This is a genomic window from Canibacter oris, from assembly GCF_014197205.1.
Lineage (GTDB): Bacteria > Actinomycetota > Actinomycetes > Actinomycetales > Microbacteriaceae > Canibacter > Canibacter oris.
Map to the genome: position 1 here is coordinate 1 of NZ_JACIFD010000006.1, position 24,227 is coordinate 24,227.

Sequence of the window (24,227 nt, forward strand, 5' to 3'; positions counted from 1 at the left end):
AGGCGACGCGCCTCAAACACTTCAAGGATGCGCTCGCCGGCACTGAAGTCGAGCACGAAGGCGAATGATTCGAGCAGCAGGCTGGGGTGCAGGCTGGTGACGTAGGTGCCGTCACCGCGTTTTACGTCAAGCACTCGCATGGTTGCGAGAGCTTTGATGGCTTCACGCAACGCCGAGCGGGAGATGCCGAAGCGTTCGGCGAGTTCCTGCTCGGGCGGCAAACGATCGCCGGGTGACAGCTCTCCGGCGTGAATCATCGCCTTGATTTTGCTGATTGCCTCGTCTGTGACCGCCATGTTTCGTCTCCCTCAGCCGTGACTGTGCTGTGTTTTGCGGGTGGATCCGCCGCTAGTAGCCGCTACCAGTGTCGGTTGTATTGGTACCCGGGTGTGTCGCATCAGAGGTAGCCGGATCGGCCAGAATGGCTGCCGCCGCGGAAACCCCGAGTCGGGTTGCGCCCGCCGCGATCATTTGCAGTGCTTGCTCACGGGTGCGGATGCCGCCGGAGGCTTTGACCCCGAGCCTAGCCCCAACGGTTTTTGCCATCAACTGCACAGCGTGCACGGTGGCGCCGCCTGCCGGGTGAAATCCGGTTGAGGTTTTCACAAAGTCTGCCCCGGCGCGTTCTGCTGCTTGGCATACTGCAATAATTGCCTCGTCACTGAGCGCAGCGGATTCGATAATGACCTTCAAAACTAGGGGCGCTGGGGCTGCCTGACGCACCGCGAGAATATCGGCGTAAACGCTGTTGTAGTCGCCTGCGACTGCGTCGCCAACGTTAATTACCATATCGATTTCGTCTACGCCACGAGCTGCCAGTTCGGCGGCCTCGGCTGCTTTCACCGCGGAGGTGTGTTTGCCGCTTGGGAAGCCGCACACCGCGGCTAGTTTGAGATTAGCTGGTAGCGTCTGCGGCAACATATTGGGTGAGACGCACACAGCATAGCAGCCAAGCTCCGCCGCCTGCTCTACCAGCTCGGCAACATCTGCCGCGGTGGCTTCGGGTTTGAGCAGGGTGGCGTCGAGAAACTGGGCGAGCATGTGGTTTTGCACGGTGCAACCTCCGGTGGTTAAAAACTGTTATGCGCTCTATTTTACTTTGGTTTTATTGTCGTAGCCGTTTTGCCGATTGCAAAATAATACCCCTGGGGGTATATTTAAGGGTATGTGTAGACCAGTGAAATGCAAACAGTGTAACAAGACCACCTGGGCCGGCTGCGGGCAGCACGTTGCTGCAGTGAAGGCCACGGTGCCGGCAGGGCAGTGGTGCACCTGCGGTGCGAAAGCGGGAAAGGGAAGTGCGGCTGGTGCAGCTGGCGGCGAGAGCGGTGGCTTTGGCGGCTTTTTGAAGAGCCTGTTCGGGCGCTAGAGCGCTGGGAGCTCTCGGCCGTCGCCGTAAACACGCCAGCACCAGAGCACCAGAGTGCACGAGCGCAAGAGCGGGTGCGCACGCGACGGCGTGATCCACCCCCACAAAACAAAATTTGAAGCGAGGAAAAGATGACAACCACGATTATTGTTGGCGGAGTCGCCGGCGGTATGTCAACCGCGGCCCGGCTGCGGCGCCGTGACGAAGACATGGAGATTATTGTTTTCGAGGCGTCCGGTTATGTGTCGTTCGCGAACTGTGGGCTGCCGTACTATGTGGGCGGCGACATCACCGAGCGTGACAGTCTGCTGCTGCAAACCCCCGAGTCGCTGCGCGCCCGCTTTAACATTGACGTGCGGGTGAATCACACCGTAACCGCGATCGACACCGCCGCGCAAACCGTAACCGTGCAGCACGGTGGCCAAACCAGCACCCACCACTATGACCACCTGGTGCTGTCGCCGGGCGCTAAACCACGGCTGCCGGAAATCCCGGGTAAAGAAATGCTGGTGACGCTGCGCACCGTCGAAGATGTAGACGCGATTGTGGCGCGACTGACCCCGCAGGTGCGGCGCGCGGTGATTATCGGCGGCGGGTTTATCGGCGTCGAAATGGCAGAAAACCTGGTGCAGCGCGGGCTCGAGGTCGAGCTAGTGGTGCGTGGGCAGCAGATTTTAACGCAGGCTGACGCTGAAATCGCCGGCGTGATGATGCAGCATCTCAGGCAGCATGGGGTGCGGATCACCACCCAAGCAGAAGTCACCGCCGTGACAGATGCCGCGGTGAAGCTTGCCGACGGGCGCAGCCTGCCAGCGGATTTGGTGATTGCCGCAACCGGCGTGGTGCCGCACACCGAGCTTGCCGCCGCCGCAGGCATTGAACTGGGGCTCGGCGGCGCTATTAAGGTTGACGAAAAAATGCGCACCAGCGCGGCGAACGTGTATGCGCTGGGTGACGCTACCCAGAAAACAGATTTTGTGTCTGACGAGGCGGCGCTGATTCCGCTCGCGCAGACCGCAAACCGGCACGGCAGACTGGTGGCAGATATTATTACCGGGCGTGACACGAAAGCGCTTGCGACCCAGGGCACCGCGATTATCGGGGCGTTTGGGATGGCTCTTGCCAGCACCGGGTGGAGTGAACGGCAGGCGCGCGCGGCAGGGCGTGAAATTCGGGTCGTGCACACCCACTCGCTGTCGCACGCGGGCTACTATCCGGGCGCGCACCAGGTGCATTTGAAACTGGTTGTAGATGCCGCAACAGACGCGATTCTCGGTGCGCAGGCGGTGGGAATGGACGGCGTCGACAAGCGCATCGACGTCATCGCAACCGCGATGCGGGCGGGGCTCACCGCGAGCGACCTGGCGGATCTGGAGCTTGCCTACGCGCCGCAGTTTGGCTCGGCGAAAGACGCGGTAAACATCACCGGCATGGTCGCTGACAACCAGGCGCAGGGTGAGCAGATGGTGCAGTGGCACGAGCTTGCCGGATACACGGGGCAGCTGATCGACGTACGCTCGCCGGGTGAGCATGCGGCCGGCACAATTCCGGGCGCGGTGAGCATGCCGGTTGATACGCTGCGTGAAATTTTGGCGGTGGATCCGGGAGCCGTCGCCGACGGCGCAATCGTGTTTTGCCAGGTGGGCCTGCGCGGTCACGTCGCCACCACCCTGCTGCGCGAGCACGGGATCAGGGTGCGGAACTTGAGCGGCGGTTACCTCACCTGGTCGCACGCCCAGCACGCTGCGTCTGCAGAGCCGGCTGCCGCAGATGCTGCCGCCGCGGAACCGGAGGAAGCATAATGCAGTTGCGCCAGGAGCAGAGCAAAGCGGCGCTAAACCGCCTGAAACGGGCCCGCGGGCAATTGGATGCGGTGATCCGCATGCTAGAAGAAGGTGAGGAGTGCGAGAAAATCGTGACCCAGCTCGCCGCGTGCTCAAAAGCAGTTGATAAGGCGGGGTACCAACTGATCGCCGCGGGGCTCAGACAATGCCTCGCCAGCGGCGAAGACACCGCCGAACTCGAAGAGCGCCTCGAACGCGTGTTCATGAGTTTTAGCTAGTGCAAAAGCACGTTTTATCCTGATGTATTTTAGTTTGGTCAAATCTGCGGAGTAATATACGCAGCTAGTCGAGTCGTTAAGTATCAGAGTTGTGGCCTGTTGCGCTATCAAAGCGGTCGCGATTGGCGAGTACTTGAGGGAGATTAGTTTCTGCCCAGGTGCGAATCATAGTTAAGGGTTCTACAGCGGTAGCTCCCAGAGGTGTTAGCTTATAGTCAACTCGGGGTGGCACGCTGGCGGTAGTGTGTCTTTCTATAAGACCATCCCGCTCCATTGTGCGGAGAGTTTCTGTTAATACTTTTGGAGAGATCCCTTCCACTTTAGTTTTTAGATCTTTAAACCGCACTGCCTTGCCGTTTGCTAGTACCGTCACGATTAGTGGTGTCCACCGATTGGTGAGGTGACGTAATACGGTTCGCGACTGGCATGCCAAAGCTAGAGCGTTTGCCGTTTGAGCAGCTGCAACATTCGGAGTCAAAGCTTCGCCAGAAGATGCCTTCATGTGAATTTCCTTAAAAAATTTAGAAGCGTCCAATAGTTACCTTGAGGTATCTAGTTACTAATTCATACTATAGTGGTGTTCTTTAGAAAACAAACAAAGGAGAAGGACATGAAGATAGCAGTATTGGGAGCAGCTGGCATGATCGGTAAAGAGATTGTTGCTGAGGCGAAGCATCGCGGACATGAAGTCTCTGTTTATACTCGCAGTGGAGGCGATGGCGCTGCAGCACTGAATCTATCAGAAACCAAGTCTGTCAGCGCAGTAATCAGTGACGCAGATGCAACAGTAATTTCAGTGGCGGGTCGTGATAACTACACAGCTCTCCTTGATGCGCACCGAACACTCATTGCTGCAGCTCCAAACGGACGTGTATTGATTGTGGGTGGAGCAGGCTCACTTCTACTAGACGGCGTGCGGCTCGTTGATACTCCGCAGTTTCCGGAAATGTATCGTGAAGAGGCACTAACATTGGCGCAGATGCTAGAGGATTACCGGGCGTCGCAGGGAATAGATTGGACTATTATTACGCCTGCGCCGTTGATTGCACCAGGCACAAGAACTGCAGATTACCGTACCGCGCTAGATAGTCCAGCTGGTGATTTCGTGTCAACTCAGGATTTTGCGGTTGCAGTTGTTGATGAGATTGAGCTTCCGCGACATCAACGAGAGCGTTTTACTGTGGCCTCAAAAGACGCTGCAGCGCGAGACTGAAACTATTTTTGCTGTAACTTGATTACTTTAATTAGCAGCTTAAGATACCCAGAGTAGGTATTATTGTTCTAGATTTCAGGGTTGAAAGGAATCTAGATGCTGCATCAAGTTCCGAACGCAGACTATTATCGCCCGGCGACGCTGCGGGCGCTCGCTGACCGCCAGGTAAAGCGTAAAAGCGAACTCGTAGCCGCGGTTGCGGTAGAGCTCGGGCTGAGCGAGCAGGCGTTGGCAGAGCGGCTGCCGAGCGGTGAGTCCCGGCACCAAAACCGGGTCACCTGGGCACTCTCATCGCTTTTGAAAGCGGGGCTGGTGGCGCGGCCGGCGCGCGGCAGGTACGAGATTACCGGTGACGGGCTGGCGCTTAACGCACGGGGGCTGGAACGCTACAGCGAAACCGACCTGCTGGAGTGGCCTGCCTGGCAGCAGTACTGGGCTGAGGTGCAGCAGCGGCGCGAGGTGGCGCAAAGCCAGAATGACGAGTTTACTCTCGTGGAGGCGAACGCCACTGCCGCACCGCTGCGTAGCCGTCACAGTGCAATGCCGGGTGGTGCCGCGGGCCAGGCCACCGAAGACGCTGCAGAGGTGGATCCGCTGGAGCAAATCTCTGAGCTAGTGGCACTCTATAGCCGCGAGGTGGAGACTGAGCTCAGGCGACGGCTGCAGGAGGCGAGCCCGAGTTTCTTCGAGAAAGCGGTGCTTGATTTGCTGTGGGCGATGGGTTACGGCGGTAAGCACGGGGCGAGGCAGCTGCTGGGGCAGTCGGGCGATGGCGGCATCGACGGCATGATCCGCCAAGATGCGCTGGGGCTGAGCAAAGTGTATGTGCAGGCAAAACGGTACGCCGACGACAACAAGGTGGGCCGGCCCGCGATTCAACAGTTCTTCGGCTCGCTGTCTAGCAGGGGTGCGGATCGGGGCGTGTTCATCACCACCTCAAGTTTTACCGCGGAGGCGCGGCAAGAAGCCGAAGTGTATGAGCGCACAGGAAAGCGGATCATCCTCATCGACGGGCTGAGCCTCACCCGGTTAATGCTTGAATACCAGGTCGGAGTGCAGCCCAAAGCCATTCACACCCTCTACGAAGTAGACGACGACTTCTTTGAGGGGGAGTAGGGTTTTAGAATAAATGGCAAGGTTAAACCTTGGCGGCTGCGGTTTTAAAGCTTTTTTATGGCTTTTCATGATTCAGAGGAATATAGATATTCACAAACTGAGTCGTTCGAATTGGGGGATTAGAGTTTGACAAAGATGATAGGTTGTTGCTCACACCTGTGGGTGGGGCAGTTACAATGTTAGGTATAGATAGCTGCTGCTACTTGTTTCTATAAATATTGCGGACAGTCAGATGAAAGGTGATGGCTATGCCAGAACTCGAATACAGGTTAAAGCCTTTCACGAAATGGACCGGGGGGAAAAGACAGCTTTTACCTTCTCTTCTTGAATTAGTGCCTGAAAAATTTAATCGATACTATGAACCTTTTGTCGGCGGGGGAGCGCTATTTTTTGAATTGGCGCCTCAAGATGCTGTAATCAATGATTTTAACGAGGAGCTTATCCACGCTTATAAGCAAATTAGAGACGATGTAGACAATTTGATTTCGTTGCTCCAGTATCATGAAGCTGAAAATGCAAAATACGAAAAAGCTCATTACTTAGAGGTGCGTGAGGCAGACCGAAATGGCTTAATTTTGCACATGAGTGCTACTGAAAGAGCTGCTCGTCTTCTATATATGTTGCGAGTCAATTTTAATGGCTTGTATAGAGTTAATTCTAATAACCAATTTAATGTTCCATACGGCAAATATAAAAATCCTAAAATAGTTAACCCTGGACTACTAAAAGCTATATCTGCATACTTAAATACCGCATCTGTTAAGATTCTTAACGGAGACTTCGAGGACGCAGTACAAGATGCCCAGCCTGGAGATTTTGTTTATTTTGATCCTCCTTATGCTCCTTTATCTGCAACCAGTGATTTTGTTAATTACACTCATGAAGGCTTTGGGCTCGCAGAGCAGGTGAGGTTGAGGGACTTATTCATTTCACTCTCTGAGAAGGGTGTCAAAGTTATGAGTTCAAACTCCACGGCCGGTATTATTTATGATCTTTATCAGGGCATTGCTGGTGTTGATATTAGAGAGGTGGGAGCTAGCCGGAATATAAATGCGGATTCTAAAGGGCGCGGAAAAATTAATGAAGTGATAATTCGGAATTACACATAGCACGAAAGCAAAAATGCTGGATTTAGAGTATTACTTTAAGCAGCCGCAAGGTTCAGGTTTGATATTGGGAGACGCGTTATCGATTCTTAAATCGTTGGAGCCTGAAAGTGTAGATATGGTTTTTGCTGACCCTCCGTATTTCCTGAGTGGGGGCACATTTTCTAACAGTGGCGGAAAGATGGTCCCTGTCCACAAAGGGGACTGGGACATTGTGGATTCAGTAGAACATAAACATCAATTTAATAGAGAGTGGATAGCGCTAGTAAAGAGAATTTTGAAGCCTAATGGAACCATCTGGATTTCTGGCACCTTACACAATATATATTCTGTGGGTATGGCGCTGGAACAAGAGGGATTTAAAATTTTAAATAACATTACTTGGCAAAAAACAAACCCCCCACCTAACCTGTCGTGTAGGTATTTTACACATTCAACAGAGACAATTTTATGGGCGCGAAAAAGCTCTAAAAACGCCAAACATACCTATAACTATTTAGATATGAAGCAACGCAATGGCGGCAAACAAATGAAAGATGTTTGGCAGGGCCCGTTAACAAAAGCATCTGAAAAGAAACACGGAAAACATCCAACTCAGAAACCAGAATATCTATTGGAACAGATTATTTTGGCCAGTACCAACCCAGGGGATTTTATTTTGGACCCGTTTGTTGGAAGTGGAACAACGTGTTTGGTGGCAAAAAGGCTAGGTAGAAGATACATTGGAATCGATAGGGAAAAAGATTTCCTCAATATAGCGATTAAAAGGTTAGAAGAGGCTGATGCAATCATTTCAAACTATTAATTACTCGGAACTGTCAGCCGACGATAAGTTCCAACTTTTCATGCGCACTCTGGCTACCAGCAACAGAACACCGGAATATTATGTGAACTGGGAAAAAGTAGAGCGTGGTGTTAAAAAATATGAGGTTGGTCTGAACACACTCAACTATTTAGTGGGAAAACAAGATATTTATCGAGAAGCTTTGGAACTTTTTGAGGATCAGCCTAAACTTTTAGAACTTGTCCCAGTGCTTTTAGCAACGCGTGATAAATATCTGGATGTTTTAGAATTAGCGGACAACGACACAATGAATTTTTATAGTCTCGATTTTGAAAACATTGATGTCACAAACGTTAAAGCATATGTTGATTTTTGTGAAAAATCCGGATTGTTGGCGTTTCTATCACGAACAGTAAAAAAATCGTTGGTTGATTATGTTTACGGTGTTGAGGCTGGTCTAGATAGTAATGCACGTAAGAATCGTAGCGGTGCGATGATGGAAGCTATCTTAGAAAAAATAGTTTCAGATATTTCAAACGAACTTGGATTCGAGCATAAGCCACAAGCAACAGCAAAATTCATTCAAGATAAGTGGGGTGTCCATGTTCCAGTGGATAAATCCGAGCGCAGATTTGATGAAGCCGTATATGACCCAAAAACCAGCAGATTATGGTTATTCGAGACAAATTATTACGGAGGAGGGGGCTCCAAGCTGAAGGCTGTTGCAGGAGAGTTTGCAAATCTTAACAATTTCATCGCGTCTTCACCAGACGATGTAACTTTTGTTTGGGTTACTGACGGTAAAGGATGGAACACTGCAAGGCTCCCACTAAATGAGGCATTTGGAAAGATTGATAATATTTACAACCTGGATATGTTGAATCAAGGAGTTCTCAGAAGTTTGTTTGCAAAATTTTAAGTTTTGCTAATATATATGATTTGTAAAATTTTAATTGGTATAGAGTTGGAGGTTGAGGGTTCTAATTCGTAGGCAGTACTTGCTCCCTTTGAGAAAATAGACGACTTTGTACGTACAGTAAGAATCAACGTTAGGGTAAGTGCAACAGAAAATTTCTGTTCAAAATAATCTTAAGTCTTTGGTGTATTGCTTTATCGGTTTGCGCCGATAATGATGCTACGAAACTTGTTTAGAAGTAGTATTTTCGTGCAGATGAGTATTGTTCTCAGCCGGTGTCGTCTGTATACAGCTCCCGATTACACCTTGGTTATTTTTTCTAAGGTTTGGAAATAAGGAGCTCACTTTTGTATAAGTTAGTTACAGGGTTTTACCTTAGGAGCTTCCTAGCGCTTTGTAAGCCTGAAACAAGAGACCTGACCTATTCTCGTTTTGGCGACCTGACTGGGAGTTGCATTCGTCTGTTGTCCGAAGTGCGAATGTGCGAGTGGAATTCTTGGGTTGTGAAATCACTCATTGGGTGAGCTGTTGGCATCATTATTTTTTCTTTTTCGGTTAACCGCATAAGTTCAGCATGGATTCGGTCTAAATCATCAGCAAATCGCGTTGCAGTTTGCCACGAAGGATCTAGTGCGTCTAGTCTATAAATACTTAATATTCCGACTGCTTGCCTTGCTTCATCTAGAATTTCAAAATAGTTCTCGACCTGATTTAGAAAACGTTTTTTCCTTAGTTCTTTTGAGTTTTTATTTGAGAGATAAATATCGAACTGTTTTGTTATATTTGCCGGAAAAAGTAAAAAATCTCGGGCGGTTTTGGCTTTAACTATCATTTCTAATGCATATTCAAGTCGTTTTTGTTTTGTTTTACGCTCTACATGCCTTTGGTTCATGAAGATGGGGATAATGGAACCACCTAAAGCACCGAGTAGTGCGAGGATACTTGGGATAAATATTTCCATGGTCTACGGTCTTCCGGTACGATGACTGTTTATAACAGGGGTTTTATGCCTAAGAGTTTGAACTGTATTGATGTTCACGTCAACTTTGCAAAAATAAAATTATAGTCATTTATTCGAAATAAAGTAGCGTGTTATTTTTTTTTCGTTAGCAGCTGTGATAGGAACCTTCAAGATTTCCAATTGTAAGCCTAAACCACGAATAAATTTAGCTTGACCCATAAGGTTAACTTTACTGAAGAAAGGCAGCCAATCTTTGCCAGTGCGCGTTGAGTCAGTAATAACTGCGAATGTTATTTTATATTTATCTCTATCTGCGGTAGTGATTGTTTCCGGAATGCTGTTTAGGTAGTTGTTTGCAGAATTTGGTGTAAGGGATTGTTGGAAATAGCTTCTGATTCTATTACGATACTGTGCATCATGAAGCAGACATTGTGAGGCAACAACTCCCTGTGCAAAAAGGTGACTCAAAGTTGCGGATTGCGATTTTCGCTTGACGTGAATCATATTTTTGTCTGATAGAGAGTATAAATCGCAAAATTCTACCCCAGAAGGTGCCCCCTCAGGGTAAATTATCTTTTTATCCATCAAAACAATGCTGCCTTTTGAGCTTGAAGCGATTCTGCGATTGTACTCTGCTTCTTTTTCTCCCTTATTGGCGGGAGGCAATGTTAGGTTTGAGTGTGCAATCTCGTTAATTGCACTATTAACTTTTGTTGCTAAAGCTTGGTTGATCTCATACCATTCTCCTTCAAGAAGAGCATATTGTTTGTCTTTATACTGCTTTTCAGAGACCAAACACCGGTACAGAGTCCAGCGTTTTTCCGATACTCCGCTCCTGCTATATGTCACATATACGTTGCGGCTTTTTAGCTTTGAAATGTCTATTTTTTCCCGTGCCTTTTTAGTGAGCTTATTCAGGTATTCTTTCAAATCTAATTCGGTGTATTCGTAAGAACTTGTACCGGTTATTTTAAAATGTTCGATGTCTTCCCAAGCAATCACATCGGGAGGAGCTAAATAGGTCAGGTCGACGTTTATGTTGCGTAAATCGGTTATTAGCTCATTATTGAGCTCTTTAATCAGCTGAGCATCTTTTACTATGGAGAGGTCGTCAATCCAATCGTAATATTTTTTATAGTTGTTGCTGTTAAAAGTTTTCAGTATTTTTTTGCAAAAGGCAAAAAGATTCCTAATCGGAGCGGAATTTTTTCCAGATTTCCAATCTGAGTCATATGTAAACACAAGCGAATCGCCGCCAGCAATGTTGCCTTGAAAGTAGCTATTGTCTGAAGGGCTGCCAGTGACGCCACGTAAGATATCAGTAGCAGAGTCTATGCCGAAACTGTAGATACTTGTTTTTCGAGCGGAGTTTTTGCTGTTGGAGATGACGCCATCCTCATACTCTTTAAAATCAACGCTCTTTAAATCTTGTGGTTTTATTTCACTTAACACCACCTTAAGGCCAAACCGATGCTCAATTTTTGATAAATCCAAAAAGTTCCGACCGTGCCCAAAAGTCAAAGCAAAGAATCGCTTCTTAAATTTAAATAAAAAAAGAGCTGAAGAGCTTTGAACGTTAATATTATCGAGCGCTGGATGACCGCTGAATTGTTTAAGAAAATTAGCCCATTTGGGAGTGTTTCGTATAGGGTTTTCATAGTAAATATACCCATAATCTCCCAGTTTGGTCGTCATTGTTTGTAACTTTTTCTCTGAGTGTAAAGCCTCTTTGAAAGTGTTCACTGATTCGTTGAGCAGGTACATTGTTATACGTTGTTTTGCCATAATTTATTCCTCAATGTAGGTTTAACACGAAGTGTTTGATTAGGAGTAATTTATGTGGTGAAAGGTTAGCCCCACCACTCCTAACCGTCGACGGCGTGGGCAGCTACTTTTATGGCAGTGGCGGGTTGTATTGCCGGGTAGCTATAAACCACCCGAAACTTAGAGGACGAATGAATACTGAGCTCTGGAGCTTGGTAGGATTTATTGAAACAAGCGTGAGCTCCCAGTCGTTGTGGGAGTCGAGGGATTTTAATAAGGATCCTGTCATGACAAAATAATCGCATAGATTGTCCTGCAGCGAAATATATCCTGGCTGCAGTTAGACAATCGTTATTTAAGATCCTGGCAGAATATAAATTATTGTCCTAATGTCCTTTGGGGAGCGTTTCAAGCTTAAAATTGCACTTGAAGCTGATTGTTGGTTTTACGTTCACACGCGCTGCAGCGTGCCTCGGTGATGAAAATATTTAGTTTTCTGAACTGGTCAGGGGGTCTGCTGTAGGTTTTGTTGCCACTTAGCTTGCTTCACGTGTGTGGGGTAAGGAAGGATGTTGATTATGCCGAAGTTGTATTCTCAGCAGTTCAAGGCTGATGCTGTTGCGCTTGTAAATCCGGGGATTGCTCGTCGTCAGGTGTGTGCTGATTGGGGGGGTCACGTTCCTCTTTGCAAAAGTGGATCAATGAGGCTCGCCTGGATGCCTATGGGATGAGCCCCTCCATCGCTACTCAGGTGAATAAGGAAATGAGTGCTGCGTTGCGTCGGATCCGTGAGCTTTAGGAGGAAAACACGGTTTTGCGGGCTGCGGCAGCGTATTTGTCTCAGGAAGTGATCCGCCCAAAAGAATCTTCCCGACCGTACAGAGGCTAATCGCCTCAGGGTAAGCCACGCTCAGTGTTGCGGCTCGGGTGCTGGGGCGCGTCAGGCCTACTGCAAATTGCGTTCCCAGCCATTCAGTGAACGCGAACGTCAAGACCAGCGTCTATTGGTTGAAATTGAGCGTATTCATCGTGATGACCCAGAGTTTGGCTACCGGTTCATCGCCGATGAACTCCATGCCAAAGGGCTGCATGTTTCGGAGCGCAAAGTGTGGAAGCTGTGCTCCCGGGCGGGGATTTTCTCTCAGATCCTGTCTGCTAAGCGCAAGAGTAGGAAGGCCGGCCCTGCCGTTGGTGATGACCTTCTCCAACGTCACTTCCGCGCCGAGCGGCCTAATGTAGGTGCGGGTGGTGGATAATTATCGAGCACTGAACTAGCGCTGGGAAAATACATGTGTGTGCTCAAGGGCTTGTGCTCACGTCGCATCGTAGGTTGGGCTACGGGTGGACGCATGACCTCACGCCTGGCTGTTGATGCTTTAGATGATGTAGCGTGAACGCCGCTATCCTCGTGGGGTCATCGTTCATTCAGATCGGGGCGGGCATTCCGCTCCAGAGGTTTCTAGGCAGCCTTAACGTCTTACGAGGCACTGGGGTCGATGGGAAGAGTTGGTGTCTGCGATGATAACGCAGCGATGGAGTCCTTCTTCGCGCTCCTGCAAAAGAACGTGTTTGACCGTAAATCCTGGGCGAGTCGCTGAGAACTTTCCATGGCTATCACGCATTGGACCAAACGCACTTACCACCGTAAACGCAGACAGCAGGCGTTGGGGAAATTGACACCAATAGAATATGAGGTCATTATGAGACAAGCCGCACCAATCGCGGTCTAAAAACCAGAAGGAAAATTGTCAACCAAACCTACAGCAGACCCTCTCTTTTGCCGGTTCAATCCTAGAACCAAGGAACATGCTTGTTACCAAAATACGCAGCCGGCTCAATATAGTATTGATTATGAGTTTTGATCCCAATGATCCGCTGTTAGCAGATTTTTTAAATCTTTGCGAGCATAAATTGATTCATTTGACGGATGAAGTGATAGAAAATGGAATTCAGCCTTCAAGTATAAGTGGTATTCAAGTTAATATTAGCCACTTTCCACCTCGCCCTGGGTGCGTATATCTGTCCTGTTTCGGAAGTAGCGCTTCTGTTTTAAAAAAAAACATGCTAATAGTGGACGCTGATAAACTTGACCCTAGCCTTTTCAGAGTTGATGAGGACCGCTTCTTTGCCGCTTATACATGGAAGCTAAACTTGTATGAACCTCAACAGGATATTCCTGAGTCGATTATGATGCGAGCAAAAGGGCAAGGGGATTACCTACATCAGAGTCAGATATATGATCCACAGTGGTTTAATGATGTGCAGGAACAGTTAGATACCCCTGAGCAAGTTCTACGTTCGCTTGCAGAAGGTTCATGTGCTTACGCCGGCACTATTCCACAAAGTGCAATTAGTGAAATAATAGAATTAAAACCATCTGATAAGTGGAAATACTTTCAAACTGAAAACTTTCGCACTCGGTCCAAAAACATCTTAAGCAGATATTGATTGGAATAAATCATAGCACCGGACCGCCACTGGTTTGGTTGACTTTTAGCTTGTTTCACGCATGTGGGGTAAGGAAGGATATTAACTACGGCAAAGCTATATTCAGAGCAGTTTAAAGCTGATGCTGTCGCGCTTGCAGAATCAGGAGAATGTCACACGTGCAGGTGTGAGCTGATCTTAAGATTTCACGTTCGTCCTTGTAACAGTGGGTGACTAATTCACGTTTACAAGCTCGCGATATGAGGTTTTCTCGTGATGCAGAAGTAAATAAGGATATGACTGCTGCTATACGCCGGATTCGGGAACTTGAAGAGGAAAACACTATTCTGTGCGCGCAGCAGCTGCTTATTTATCGCAGGAGGCAATCCGCCCAAAAGGATCTTCCCGACCGTGCACAAGCTAATAGCTTCAGGGGCAAGTAAGGCTTAGTGTTGCGGCTCGGGTGTTAGGGTTTCCCGTCATGCATACTATAAATGGTTGTTTTGCCCTATTAGTGAGAGGGAACACCAAAAGGCAGTTCTTTTAGAAGAAATACGGCGTATTCACCGTGATGATCCAGAGTTTGGTTACTTGTTTATTGCCGATGAACTCCGCGCTAAAGGCCTTACTGTTTCCGAGCGTATGGTGTGGAAACTGTGCTTAAATGCCGGGATTTTCCCCAGATTGTTTTCCGCAAGGCAATAAGAAAAGAAAGCGGGAGCTTCCGTTGGCGATGACATTCTTAAGCGTCATTTCCATGCTGACCGCCCTAACAAGGTGTGGGTGGTTGATGTTACCGAACACTGGACTGGCACAGGGAAAGTGTATGTTGTGTGCTTAAGGACTTGTGTTCGCGTCGTATCGTGGGTTGAGCTGCGGGTAGGCGCATGACCTCGCGTCTTGCTGTTGATGCTTTAGATGACGTGATGCGGGAACGCCTATACTCTCAAGGTGTTATTGTTCATTCAGATTGGGGCGGGCAATTGAGTTCAAGGCATTTCCAGGCAGCGTTTAAAAGGTTATGGGGCGGCTGGGCCGATGGGCAGGGTTTGGTGCGTGTGGTGATAACGCAGCGATGGAATTATTCTTCGCGTTGCCATAAAAGAATGTGTTTGATCGTAAATCTTGGGCGAGTCGCCAAGAACTTTCCACAGCGATCACACATTGGACCAAACGCACCTACCACCGCAAACGCAGACAAAGCGCGCTCGGGAAATTGACACCAATATAATATGAGGTCATTATGAAACAAGCCGCACCAATCGCGGCCTAAAACCAGAAGGAAAACTGTCAACCAAACCCACAGCAAACTCCAATGCTTTTTTGAATCGCAAAGGCTTATTTAAGAAAAGGGCATGAATGAGCTTGCACTCCTCCTTGAATGTAAATGCTAGGATCTTTTATGTAGCTTAGATACGTAGTCTTACTAGTCGTGTGATGAATGACTTCTTTTGACTTTTTACGGCGTATTCCTTTAATTCGTCTATTGCCGTTTCTGCTTCTTTTTGGAGCGTTTTAAGCCCAGCGGAAAAATACTTTTGTTTCTTTTTAATCCCCAAAATTATCGTAAGCACACAGACAGTGAGTGTTAATAAAATCACATGCGCCGTGTAGAACCAGTACTGGTCATTTTTATGCGGAGTAAAGTACCAGCTAAATACAGTTACGCCAGCAAGGAGGGAAAAGCCACCTAAAGTGAATAAATACGTTGTGTCAAAAAGAAGCGGGAAAAATCTATGCTTTGGCGAGGTTAGACGTGTAATAGATTTTTCGTGTTGATTAAATATTACGGCAGCCGACAAATAAGCATCTTCCCCTTCATCGCTTGCGAACAGAACAAATGCACAACCGATTGAGAGTTGTATGAGGGGAAAAACTATAAAGTACAGACAAATCTCTGGATGCAAGAACATGCCCGACAAAACTAGAGAAGTGGCAACAAATGCTGTAATTCCAATGTACTTCGAAAGGTGTTTTTCATTAAACCTTCTACTTGTTTCTTCGATATCGGATTTAAGTGCCACTAATTTTAGATTTCGGAAAAGAGCGGTTTGTAAGTTGTTGCTCATAAAACGGCCAGGAACATTACGGTAAACAAATATGTTGACGCAAATTAGACAAAAAATAAAACCCGTGGAAACATAGCGGTTGACTGAAAAATTATATATTAGTCCTACAAGGAGATAGCAAATCAAAGATCCCGAAAAGATTTTTATTATAGATGTTATTATAGGTGTCCTTATGGGTTTATTTGCGAAGTCAATGATGCGCTTTTTTTCTGCGGGTTTAAATTCAAAATTAACTTTGGCTAGTGCCAAGATATGTTTGTGAGCAGAAAGATTTTTTTCTTCAGCTTTCTTCAGGTGAGATTCGTAGTTATTTCTGATATAAGAAACAGCTATAAGCCCGATACACAGAGCAGAAAAGCCAGTGTAGAGGCTGACTATGTTGGGAACTGAAAATAAATCTTTATCTTTGTAGAGTAGGTGACAGATGAAGGATAAAAAGTTTTTCCAACTCAAATCTGTTTGTCCGCGAAAAATGGCAGGCAGTGCGTAAACACAAAAGAGAAATGCAGTGAGTGCAAGACAATAAGAAAGAGCAGAAAGAACGCATTTAAACAACTTATAGAGTGTATTACTCTTAATGTTTAAAATCATTTTGAAATCCAATTAGTAGCCATTAGGTTCAGTGGAAACAACAATACAATGCTGCAATACTGTGCGGGAAAAATCAACACTTTTGGGTTGCAGCAGGGAAATTTTGTTTTTCCTGTGAAAATGTGATATCAGGCGGTGCTAGTGCTAAGGCGTCAGCAAACAGGCCGCACAACACGATAACTACGATCAAAACTGCATAATGAGAGTGCGGGAAAAACAGGCTTCCCGTTGTTTTGAGCATTCTTCCTCACCGAGAAGCCGCATCACATCCTCGTGAGGCTGCCGGGTGTTCCGATTCAGTGCTACATCAACGCGGTGAAAATCACCGCCAGCGGAAAGAGAAAGAGCCGCAACTTTTCACAAATGAGGACTGACGCCGCGGTCTCTTGGGGTTGGTGAGTTTCCTGAACTGTTTCGGGGTTTCTTTATCCGCAAATTTTCGTGGTATGGGGTGATCTGCAACATACCAGGGCTGTGGCGCTTTACGCGCGGGGTTGCGCGCCCAGGCCGGGGCTGGCCAGCCGTCGCGATCCGCAATGTATAAAGCAATAGCGGCGGCCGCGGCATCAAGCCCGGCGTGCCCGGATAAAGCAGATTCATCAGTGTAAACACTGATAGCGTCTTCGAGTGTGCCTCACTGCAAATTGGCGTGATAAAAATCAAGAGACTGGGCAACAAGCAACCGCCACAGCGTGGTGTCAGACTCATTTCTAAGCCGTTCAAAGTCTTCGAATAAAAACGCCAAAGTTTCTGAGGTGCGCTGAAACTTCTCGCCTGTAACCTGCTCGTAAAGCGTGATAGTCATGATTGTTAACCCAAAATCTGAAACCTGATAAGTCACACACTACCGTAAAGAGCATAAAAGTGTGGGGCTGGAATCACACAGCCCCACACCAGATAGCCGTTGAGAGAAATCACTCGGTGAGAAAGTCTCTCGGCTACATATTATGCCCGCAGCCGCCGGGCTAACCTCGGGCGGGGATCCACCTCAGGCATGTTGGCGGGTTCTGGGGCCCAGTGGTCCACGGCGGGCGGCGGCGTAGCGGCGGCATGCGAAGCGCTCGGTGAGTTCGCCGCCGCCTGCAGCGCGGCAGCACTAGGAGTCGCTGGCGCTAGGCGCTGCGGCAGCAGGAGCCTTGGCAGCGGGCGCCTCGGCGGCGTCGGGGGTGCGCAGGGTGCGCAGGGCGACGGTGGTGGCGACCAGGCCGCCCCACACGATAACCACGGTCAGCACCAGCATGATCAAAGCTGCGGGTGTCATTAGCTCTCCTCCGTTCCGGATGTTTCTTCCTCGCCGACGAACCGCACAACGTCCTCGTGCGGGTGCCGGGTGTTCCACTTCAGCGCCGTCATCACCGCGGCAAAAACCGCCACCAGCGCCAGAGTGCCCCAGCCGAAAATCAGCACCTTCGGGTCGTTCGCCGCGTAATCGCCGTAACCCTTACTGACATAGTCGAGCAGCGCCTGCAGCAGGATGATCCCCAACACAATCGGCACCAAAACCCCGACCAGGTATTCCCACACCCGCGGTACCTTAATCGCCGAGGTGGCATTCAAGTGCAGGCGCAACGCCCTGAGCCGCGGCCGCACCACAAACACCAGCACCGTCATTGCCAGCGCGGCACCAACCACTCCCAAGTTATTAATAAACGCGTCAACCACATCAAGCGTGGTGAGCCCCGAGGTGGTCGCGAAGAACACCACCGAAACCACCGCCATCACTGCGCCGATAATCACCGAGGTGCGTTTCGCGCTCCACCCAAACTTATCCTGGAACGCGCCCGACACCACCTGCAGCAGGCTCAGCAGCGATGTGATACCCGCGATCGTCAGCGCCGCAAAAAACAGCACCCCAAACAGCGCGCCGCCAGGCATCAGCGAAATCACGGTCGGGAAAGTCACAAACGACAGAATTGGCCCGGTCAGCCCCTCCATCTCGCCAAGTGGCACACCCTGCTGCGCGCTCATAAACCCAAGCGTCGCAAACACCCCGATGCCCGCCAAAATCTCAAACGAAGAGTTCGCGAAACCCGCCACCAGGCCGGTGCCGGTCAGGTTAAACTTGCGCGGCAGATAAGACGCGTAGGTCAGCATAATGCCGAAGGCGATCGACATCGAGAAGAAAATCTGGCTGAACGCCGCGAGCCACACCTTGCTGTCACCGAGCGCCGTCCAGTCAGGCGTGAAGAACGCGTTCACGCCGGTGAGCGCATCAGGTAAGAAAATTGCGCGGATCACGATGGCCAAAAACAGCACCACCAAGAGCGGTAGGAAGAACTTGTTAGCGGCCTCCACGCCCTTAGAAACCCCGCGGCCCAAAACAAACAGCACTGTCACCCAGATCAAAACCAGGGGAAGCAGCACCGGCACGACCGGGGTGAAAGTCATCAGCGCTGATCCATCAAGCTGCAAATATGACTCCAGGAAGAACCCCAGCGAATCTTCCTGCCACGCCAGGTTAATAGAGAAGAACATGTAGCTCGCCGCCCACGCGATAACCACCACGTAGTAGACGATGATCACGGCAGACACCGCGACCTGCCACCAGCCCAGGAACTCTGCCTTCTTGGCGAGGCGGCGGAAAGTGAGGGGAGCCGATCCACGATATTTATGCCCCAGCGCATAATCGAGCAGCAGAATCGGGATACCGACCGCGAGCAGTGCCAACAGGTACGGCAGCAAAAACGCGCCGCCGCCGTTTTCGTAAGCTACACCCGGGAAACGCCAAATATTGCCGAGACCGATCGCGGAACCGATCGCGGCCATCAGAAAACCGTACTGCCCCGTCCAATGGTCGCGACGCGCGCCCAGCTTGGAGCCAACAGCCTGAGACATTTTTCCTCCTGTAACAGCGCTGTCATAAAGCGCAGCGCGAAAATAAACAAGCGCCCCGTGACAGGTGCCCGCCGGAGCGCGATAGCGCCGGGCTGATCCACCACAACACGGGAGGAGTTAAATAAAAGCGAATTGTGTTCGCGCTGGGAGGGTGCAGGATTGTGTCCCGCAACATCTCAAAATCTTAGCCGATAACCGGAGACCGGCGCCAGCTTTTGCTGCGGGTTATTTTGCGGAGGTTGCTGATTGCTGGCAATCAAGACGGTTTCGAGAGCGAATGCAGCTATATGTTAAAAATTTGCGAAAAATTTAACACGTCGCGGGAACATGTTAAGTTGTTTAACACGTCAGTAAAACATGTTAAAAAAATCGCAAAAATTTAACATGTGGTGTTTTAGGCGGCGTCCCTAGCGCAGCGGCGGGGTTAAGCTGCGCCGCCGGTCTGGTCAATGCTGGTTGCGACCAGCTGCACCTGGATGTCTGCCGGATTGAGTGTGGGCGCGGCGAGGGCAGGCGTTGCGGCTGCTGCGCTGCCAGTTTCGGGCGCTGAGTCGGGCGCGGCGAGCTCGCGGCGCACCGCGGCGGCGAGCTCATCGAGCAGTTGCGGCGCCGGTGAGGTTGCTGCCACCCGCAGACCCGCGGCGACGGTCAGCGATCCACCCGCCACACTCACCTGCGGCAAATGATTGTCAGGCTTGCCGATAAAATCTTTCAGCACTTGGATAGTCTGGCCCACTACTCCTGCCGCGGGCAGCGGGGTTAATGCCACAACTTCGGGATGCTGCTCCAAAATCGCGGTTACCCGGTCGCGCAGCTGCAGTAACTCGGCGTCTGAGAGGTGCATTACCGCGATTCCTCCTCGTCATCTGGTAACACTAAAACATCAGAAATTTCAACGTCGATTGCCGCCACCCGCAGCGTCGTGTGCTGCTCCAGCTGGGCGCACACTGCGGCACGAATTTCGTCAGCGGCTGACAACAGTTTTGTTCCAGCGGCGACAGTGACTCGCAGCGTAATGGTAATTTCGGTGCCAGGCTCGGTAATGTTATCGGGCAGCTCGATACGGGTCACGAAACAACTATCAACGGTGTCACTGGCATCACGAATCAACGCTTTGAGCGCGCCCTCAGTAACCCCTAAATCATGCGCTGGTTCTGCCGAATCGAACGGAATAACACGTCCTGGGCGGGCATCAGCAACAATCATGCTTGTCAACTGGTTCCACCACTCAGGGGTGGTTTCAATCCGGGAAGCAGCCTGCTCGCTAAATTCAGCGGTCAGAGAGCGAAGCCGCCGTAATTGTTGCAGCACATGCGAGGTGTGCGGATCCTTCTCGAACTTGTCGTCGGGAGTCTGGTCCTCCCGATCAAAGTAGTCATTAATGGCGTCGAAATCAGGCAGGTCATCTGCCGTATCAGCGGCATGCTGGTTTGGATGCCTTTGTTGCTGCGTCACTTCCACACCTCCATTCCTGTAACTAGAGCCTGTCTTGAGCGGGCAATAGCGCCACGCACAGTGCTCAGTGGCACCTGCAGCTCCTCCGCTATCTCCTGATATGACAGGCCGCCAATTTCACGCAGTGTCCATGCTTGGCGTTGTAGTTCTGGCAGCTGCGATAGCAGCCCCTCTAAAGCCTGCATTTGACCGCTTATCTCTGCCTGTGCAGCCGGGTCGGTGTGCGCGGCGGCGGCGTGATCCACACCCAACTGATCACCCCGGTGTTTGTGGCTGCGTAGCACGTTAATGGCCTGATGGCTGACGATGCGCATTAGCCATGATTTAGCTTTGCGCGGATCTTCCAAGGTGTCAAGCTTCTGCCACGCCACCAGGAAAGCCTCCTGCACTGCATCGTCTGCGTCAGCGCGCGACCCGGTAATGCGTAGCGCGTAAGAAATCATCATGCCCGTATAGCGTGAGAGCAGTGTTGTGAACGCCTGCGTGTCACCGTCAACAGCCCGCGAAACCAGCGTTTCGTCGGGTAACCGTTGCAGTGTTAGCGGATTAATATCGTGCTCCTTGCAGGTTGGACAGTAGCTTGTACGCCGATTTCGGACTCTGGCTAGGAGAGTATTTAAAACGGCTGCATTGTGGTTTTAATTATGGCGCGGCAGCATGGTTAAAACCTGATAAAACCTGAACAAAAAATTCTTTGAAAAAATTTTTGAAAAATTTTGTGACGTTTTGCTGTCGAGCTGCGACTTAATAGTGACTCACAAGAAGGAAAGAGAAAATTATGGAAAACAACATGAACCACATCAGTGGCGTAGGTGGCAAAACTGTAATCGACGACGGTGTAGTAGCGAAGCTCACCGGTATCGCGATTCGCGAGGTTGCGGGAGTTTATGATCTTGGCGGCGGCGCAGCCCGTATGGCGGGTGCGATTCGCGGCGTAGTTGGCAACACTGACCTGGCGCAGGGTGTATCAGTAGAGGTTGGCGAGCACGAGGTAGCAGCAGATATCTCAGTTGTAGCTGAATACCCAGTAGCGCTGCAGGATCTCAGCGACCGGGTGCGTGCTGCAGCAGCAAACGCAATCACCGAGCTGGTAGGCATGCAGGTGGCAGAGATTAACGTCACCATCAACGATGTGCACGTGCCAAGTGACGATAAAAACGAAGAAGAAGTTTCACGAGTTAACTAATGAATAAGACACTGATGGGCAGCTCAGCAACCGGCATGCTGTTAGGCGCGATTATCGCCTTCAGCCTGCTGCAGCTGGGATTCTGGAAAACTGTGATTATCGTGATCGCAATGGTGCTGGGCGCACTAACAGTGCGGGTGCTTGAAGGTCGGTTAGATCTCCGCGCACTTGTCGATGTGGTTAGGGGACGACGCTCCTCATGATCACCACAGCAGAGATTGCGGGAAATTCCCGCATCACCCCGCGAGCCTTGCAGCGGCTTGTCGCTGCAATCGCGGCAGAGCTGCTGGGAACCAGTATAGATAAGGTGCGCGCTAGCGTCACCGACAGCGCTAGCAAACTGGCCATTGAGGTTAGCGGCCCACTAGCGGTTGCGCCTCTTGGCCAGACTGTAACCCTGCCGTTAACCCAGCGTTTAGAGCTGGTGCGCAGTGAGCTGGCAGCAAAAGTAACAGCCTTGTCTGGGCGGGCAGTAATTACTACCGCACTAGAAATCACAGCAGCTGAAATTAAGAAGGAGGGGAGAGTTAAATGACGACCAACACTAATTCGCAATACAGCAGAATGCTGCGTCGTGAGACACACTCTAGCCGCTCAATTCTAGTTTCAGTGTTTGCGGTGATTTTGCTCCTGACAAGTTTCTGGTTAATCACCGAAGTGGTGCTTTTCTTGTTCGGGAACCCAGGATTACTGGTGCCAGCGCGTACCTTCGCAGCGGTCGCAGCCGACCCTAATACCCTTGCCCCAATGTGGCAACTAGTGTTGGGTGCGATTGCGCTGTTGCTCGGCATAATGTTGCTCCTAGTCGGGATGAAACCCGGTTGGCGGCATCGACACTCGACTGTGCAAAACCCTTGCGCGATTGTGGTTGATGATCGTGCTTTGGCTAGCGGTCTGGCGGCTGCAGCAGCGCGCGAAGCAGGGGTTCCGGTGGATCAGGTGCGGGTAGCGGCAAGTAAACGACAGGTAGTGGTGGATCTGCAACCCACCTCAGGTTTGGTGCCCGATAAGGAAGCGGCACAGGCTGCAATGCATACCGAACTCACGAAACTTGGTTTACAGCCGCAGCTGAAAGCAAAAGTGCGGGTTGCGAAAGAGGGGAAACTGTAATGAACAATACCCCTAGGCTCTTGAACCGCGTTTACCTTATGTTTGCTGGTTTGGTGCTGACGGTTATCGGACTTGCTTATCTTGCTTATCGCTTTATTCCGGCTGTGCAGCCGGAGTGGGCAGAAATTGCCGGGAAGTTGCGGCAACTCAACCAGGAAGCTTATATTGGTGACTTTATGTTGCCAGCGAACTGGATGTGGGCAGTGGTTATTGCCATGCTAGGGCTTGCCGCGGTGTCTGCAATATTAGTTTTGCGGTGGCAAACCGCCGGCCGTGCAACACACTTTGCAAAATTGATGCCTGTCACGGGAAGCGCCGCGACTGCTGGGAGCATCACATTGCACACCAAGGTTGCAGAGCAGCTCCTCAAAGAGCATCTTGAAGATGACGTGAGAGTACTAAATGTTAGTGTTAACGCTCATCGCGTTGGCACCGCAAATGCGCTCAAAGCACGCGTTGATATGCGCCGCGGCGCAGAACTCAGCGCTGTGACAGAAGCTTGCCAGCGGGCAGCCGAGCAGTTTACCGAACTGTTTGGTGCGCAAATTCCGATGGTATTTGAAATCAAAACTGGCGCGCGTGGCGCGCTGACAGGTTCACAGCGAGTGCTGTAACCTCTGATGAAAGGAACAACTCAAAATGGGTTTGAACGACAAAATCAAGAACGCCGCTGAAGACATTGCCGGCAAGGCAAAAGAGGCATTCGGCGCAGCAACCGACAACGAGAAGCTAGAGGCTGAAGGCCAGGCTGATCAGGCAAGCGCCGCTGTAAAAAACAAGATTGAAGACGTTAAAGACGTTTTCAAAAAGTAGCAATCGCTACTAATTCTTAAAGTAGCGTTAGCTAAAAAACATAAGGAGAAATAATGACTATTATTGGTTGGATTCTACTCGGTCTGATTGCCGGCGCAATTGCAAAGGCTATCATGCCAGGCAAGCAGGGCGGCGGCTGGGTCGCTACCCTGGTGCTCGGTGTAGTGGGCGCGCTGGTTGGCGGCTGGCTGGGCAGCATCATCTTCAACGCTGATCTGCAGAACTTCTTCTCACTGCAGACCTGGCTGCTCGCCATCGGTGGTTCACTGGTAGTTCTTGCTATCTGGGGCTTCATCACCGGGCGCAAAGGCAGCTAACCCCTAGTAAAGACCCCCACCCCCTAGAACCCCGCCCCGCAGTCAGCTGCGGGGCGGGGTTCGTCTATCTTGGCTGTTCTTTGTAGCAGCTCTTGCAGCTGTTAATATGGCGAAGCTGATGACACACATGTGC

The 24,227-nt window shown here is 50.3% G+C and carries 29 protein-coding genes; 17 read left to right on the forward strand and 12 right to left on the reverse strand.

The window, feature by feature from the left end; genetic code table 11:
* Positions 1-296 (reverse strand): FadR/GntR family transcriptional regulator (locus tag F5897_RS03425; protein ID WP_183304476.1); only part of this gene is annotated, 296 nt, incomplete at its 3' end.
* 52 nt (positions 297-348) lie between these two features.
* Complete coding sequence (gene deoC / locus F5897_RS03430; protein WP_183304558.1) at positions 349-1,041, reverse strand: deoxyribose-phosphate aldolase; 693 nt, start codon at positions 1,039-1,041, stop codon at positions 349-351.
* 459 nt (positions 1,042-1,500) lie between these two features.
* Between deoC and F5897_RS03435 the strand changes: the two genes are divergently transcribed.
* Positions 1,501-3,171 carry an FAD-dependent oxidoreductase gene (locus F5897_RS03435; protein WP_183304477.1) on the forward strand — a complete coding sequence of 557 codons (1,671 nt, stop codon included), beginning with the start codon at positions 1,501-1,503 and terminating at the stop codon, positions 3,169-3,171.
* A complete protein-coding gene (locus F5897_RS03440) occupies positions 3,171-3,431 on the forward strand; it encodes a metal-sensitive transcriptional regulator (RefSeq protein WP_183304478.1) in 261 nt (86 codons plus the stop codon). The genes F5897_RS03435 and F5897_RS03440 overlap by 1 nt, the downstream gene beginning before the upstream one ends.
* A gap of 76 nt (positions 3,432-3,507) precedes the next feature.
* Here the strand turns inward: F5897_RS03440 and F5897_RS03445 are convergent, their stop codons facing one another.
* Entirely contained in the window at positions 3,508-3,966 is a 459-nt protein-coding gene (locus F5897_RS03445; protein ID WP_246332224.1) for a winged helix-turn-helix transcriptional regulator, read from the reverse strand.
* A gap of 75 nt (positions 3,967-4,041) precedes the next feature.
* On the opposite strand from F5897_RS03445, the gene F5897_RS03450 reads away from it, so the two are divergent.
* The 5 genes from F5897_RS03450 to F5897_RS03470 all read left to right on the forward strand — a co-directional run bounded on the left by F5897_RS03450 (position 4,042) and on the right by F5897_RS03470 (position 8,569).
* Positions 4,042-4,644, forward strand: coding sequence for an NAD(P)-dependent oxidoreductase (locus F5897_RS03450; protein WP_183304479.1), 603 nt, complete (start codon positions 4,042-4,044; stop codon positions 4,642-4,644).
* Between the two features lie 96 nt (positions 4,645-4,740).
* The gene (locus tag F5897_RS03455; protein WP_183304480.1) at positions 4,741-5,760 is read left to right on the forward strand and encodes a restriction endonuclease; all 1,020 of its coding nucleotides are present in this window, start codon (positions 4,741-4,743) and stop codon (positions 5,758-5,760) included.
* 248 nt (positions 5,761-6,008) lie between these two features.
* The gene (locus F5897_RS03460) at positions 6,009-6,869 is read left to right on the forward strand and encodes a DNA adenine methylase (RefSeq protein ID WP_221221279.1); all 861 of its coding nucleotides are present in this window, start codon (positions 6,009-6,011) and stop codon (positions 6,867-6,869) included.
* Between the two features lie 13 nt (positions 6,870-6,882).
* A complete protein-coding gene (locus tag F5897_RS03465; RefSeq protein ID WP_183304482.1) occupies positions 6,883-7,671 on the forward strand; it encodes a DNA-methyltransferase in 789 nt (262 codons plus the stop codon).
* Entirely contained in the window at positions 7,649-8,569 is a 921-nt protein-coding gene (locus F5897_RS03470; protein ID WP_183304483.1) for a type II restriction endonuclease, read from the forward strand. Before F5897_RS03465 ends, F5897_RS03470 begins: the two co-directional genes overlap by 23 nt.
* Positions 8,570-8,987: 418 nt before the next feature.
* Here the strand turns inward: F5897_RS03470 and F5897_RS03475 are convergent, their stop codons facing one another.
* On the reverse strand, positions 8,988-9,527 hold the full coding sequence (locus F5897_RS03475) for a hypothetical protein (protein WP_183304484.1): 540 nt from the start codon (positions 9,525-9,527) through the stop codon (positions 8,988-8,990).
* A 105-nt stretch (positions 9,528-9,632) separates the two neighbouring features.
* The gene (locus F5897_RS03480) at positions 9,633-11,312 is read right to left on the reverse strand and encodes a DUF6119 family protein (protein WP_183304485.1); all 1,680 of its coding nucleotides are present in this window, start codon (positions 11,310-11,312) and stop codon (positions 9,633-9,635) included.
* 935 nt (positions 11,313-12,247) lie between these two features.
* Between F5897_RS03480 and F5897_RS08000 the strand changes: the two genes are divergently transcribed.
* The 3 genes from F5897_RS08000 to F5897_RS08005 all read left to right on the forward strand — a co-directional run bounded on the left by F5897_RS08000 (position 12,248) and on the right by F5897_RS08005 (position 14,423).
* A complete protein-coding gene (locus tag F5897_RS08000; RefSeq protein WP_183304486.1) occupies positions 12,248-12,547 on the forward strand; it encodes an IS3 family transposase in 300 nt (99 codons plus the stop codon).
* A gap of 595 nt (positions 12,548-13,142) precedes the next feature.
* Entirely contained in the window at positions 13,143-13,739 is a 597-nt protein-coding gene (locus F5897_RS03490) for a hypothetical protein (RefSeq protein ID WP_183304487.1), read from the forward strand.
* A 477-nt stretch (positions 13,740-14,216) separates the two neighbouring features.
* Complete coding sequence (locus tag F5897_RS08005) at positions 14,217-14,423, forward strand: IS3 family transposase (RefSeq protein ID WP_183304488.1); 207 nt, start codon at positions 14,217-14,219, stop codon at positions 14,421-14,423.
* Between the two features lie 704 nt (positions 14,424-15,127).
* Here the strand turns inward: F5897_RS08005 and F5897_RS03500 are convergent.
* The 7 genes from F5897_RS03500 to F5897_RS03530 all read right to left on the reverse strand — a co-directional run bounded on the left by F5897_RS03500 (position 15,128) and on the right by F5897_RS03530 (position 21,219).
* Entirely contained in the window at positions 15,128-16,378 is a 1,251-nt protein-coding gene (locus F5897_RS03500) for a hypothetical protein (protein WP_183304489.1), read from the reverse strand.
* 634 nt (positions 16,379-17,012) lie between these two features.
* Positions 17,013-17,183, reverse strand: a complete 171-nt coding sequence (locus F5897_RS03505) for a hypothetical protein (protein ID WP_183304490.1) — start codon at positions 17,181-17,183, stop codon at positions 17,013-17,015.
* A gap of 291 nt (positions 17,184-17,474) precedes the next feature.
* Positions 17,475-17,639, reverse strand: coding sequence for a methionine/alanine import family NSS transporter small subunit (locus F5897_RS03510; protein ID WP_183304491.1), 165 nt, complete (start codon positions 17,637-17,639; stop codon positions 17,475-17,477).
* Positions 17,639-19,213: a sodium-dependent transporter gene (locus tag F5897_RS03515; protein WP_183304492.1), complete on the reverse strand. Its 1,575-nt coding sequence runs from the start codon at positions 19,211-19,213 to the stop codon at positions 17,639-17,641. The genes F5897_RS03510 and F5897_RS03515 overlap by 1 nt, the downstream gene beginning before the upstream one ends.
* A 424-nt stretch (positions 19,214-19,637) precedes the next feature.
* The gene (locus F5897_RS03520) at positions 19,638-20,057 is read right to left on the reverse strand and encodes a hypothetical protein (RefSeq protein ID WP_183304493.1); all 420 of its coding nucleotides are present in this window, start codon (positions 20,055-20,057) and stop codon (positions 19,638-19,640) included.
* Positions 20,057-20,668 (reverse strand): Asp23/Gls24 family envelope stress response protein, encoded by a 612-nt coding sequence (locus F5897_RS07970; protein WP_183304494.1) that lies wholly within the window; start codon positions 20,666-20,668, stop codon positions 20,057-20,059. The genes F5897_RS03520 and F5897_RS07970 overlap by 1 nt, the downstream gene beginning before the upstream one ends.
* Complete coding sequence (locus tag F5897_RS03530; RefSeq protein ID WP_343048790.1) at positions 20,665-21,219, reverse strand: RNA polymerase sigma factor; 555 nt, start codon at positions 21,217-21,219, stop codon at positions 20,665-20,667. The genes F5897_RS07970 and F5897_RS03530 overlap by 4 nt, the downstream gene beginning before the upstream one ends.
* Positions 21,220-21,446: 227 nt before the next feature.
* Here F5897_RS03530 and F5897_RS03535 point away from each other — a divergent pair, with 227 nt between their 5' ends.
* Genes F5897_RS03535 through F5897_RS03565 form a run of 7 tightly spaced genes read left to right on the forward strand, consistent with a single transcriptional unit; the run spans position 21,447 to position 24,094 of the window.
* Positions 21,447-21,854, forward strand: a complete 408-nt coding sequence (locus F5897_RS03535) for an Asp23/Gls24 family envelope stress response protein (protein ID WP_233574357.1) — start codon at positions 21,447-21,449, stop codon at positions 21,852-21,854.
* On the forward strand, positions 21,854-22,057 hold the full coding sequence (locus F5897_RS03540; protein WP_233574358.1) for a DUF2273 domain-containing protein: 204 nt from the start codon (positions 21,854-21,856) through the stop codon (positions 22,055-22,057). The genes F5897_RS03535 and F5897_RS03540 overlap by 1 nt, the downstream gene beginning before the upstream one ends.
* Positions 22,054-22,389, forward strand: a complete 336-nt coding sequence (locus F5897_RS03545; protein ID WP_183304495.1) for a hypothetical protein — start codon at positions 22,054-22,056, stop codon at positions 22,387-22,389. Before F5897_RS03540 ends, F5897_RS03545 begins: the two co-directional genes overlap by 4 nt.
* Entirely contained in the window at positions 22,386-22,964 is a 579-nt protein-coding gene (locus F5897_RS03550; RefSeq protein ID WP_183304496.1) for a DUF6286 domain-containing protein, read from the forward strand. Before F5897_RS03545 ends, F5897_RS03550 begins: the two co-directional genes overlap by 4 nt.
* Positions 22,964-23,578, forward strand: a complete 615-nt coding sequence (locus F5897_RS03555) for a hypothetical protein (RefSeq protein ID WP_183304497.1) — start codon at positions 22,964-22,966, stop codon at positions 23,576-23,578. The genes F5897_RS03550 and F5897_RS03555 overlap by 1 nt, the downstream gene beginning before the upstream one ends.
* A gap of 25 nt (positions 23,579-23,603) precedes the next feature.
* Positions 23,604-23,777, forward strand: a complete 174-nt coding sequence (locus tag F5897_RS03560) for a CsbD family protein (RefSeq protein ID WP_183304498.1) — start codon at positions 23,604-23,606, stop codon at positions 23,775-23,777.
* 53 nt (positions 23,778-23,830) lie between these two features.
* Positions 23,831-24,094, forward strand: coding sequence for a GlsB/YeaQ/YmgE family stress response membrane protein (locus F5897_RS03565; protein ID WP_124824744.1), 264 nt, complete (start codon positions 23,831-23,833; stop codon positions 24,092-24,094).
* The last annotated feature ends 133 nt before the right edge of the window (positions 24,095-24,227 follow it).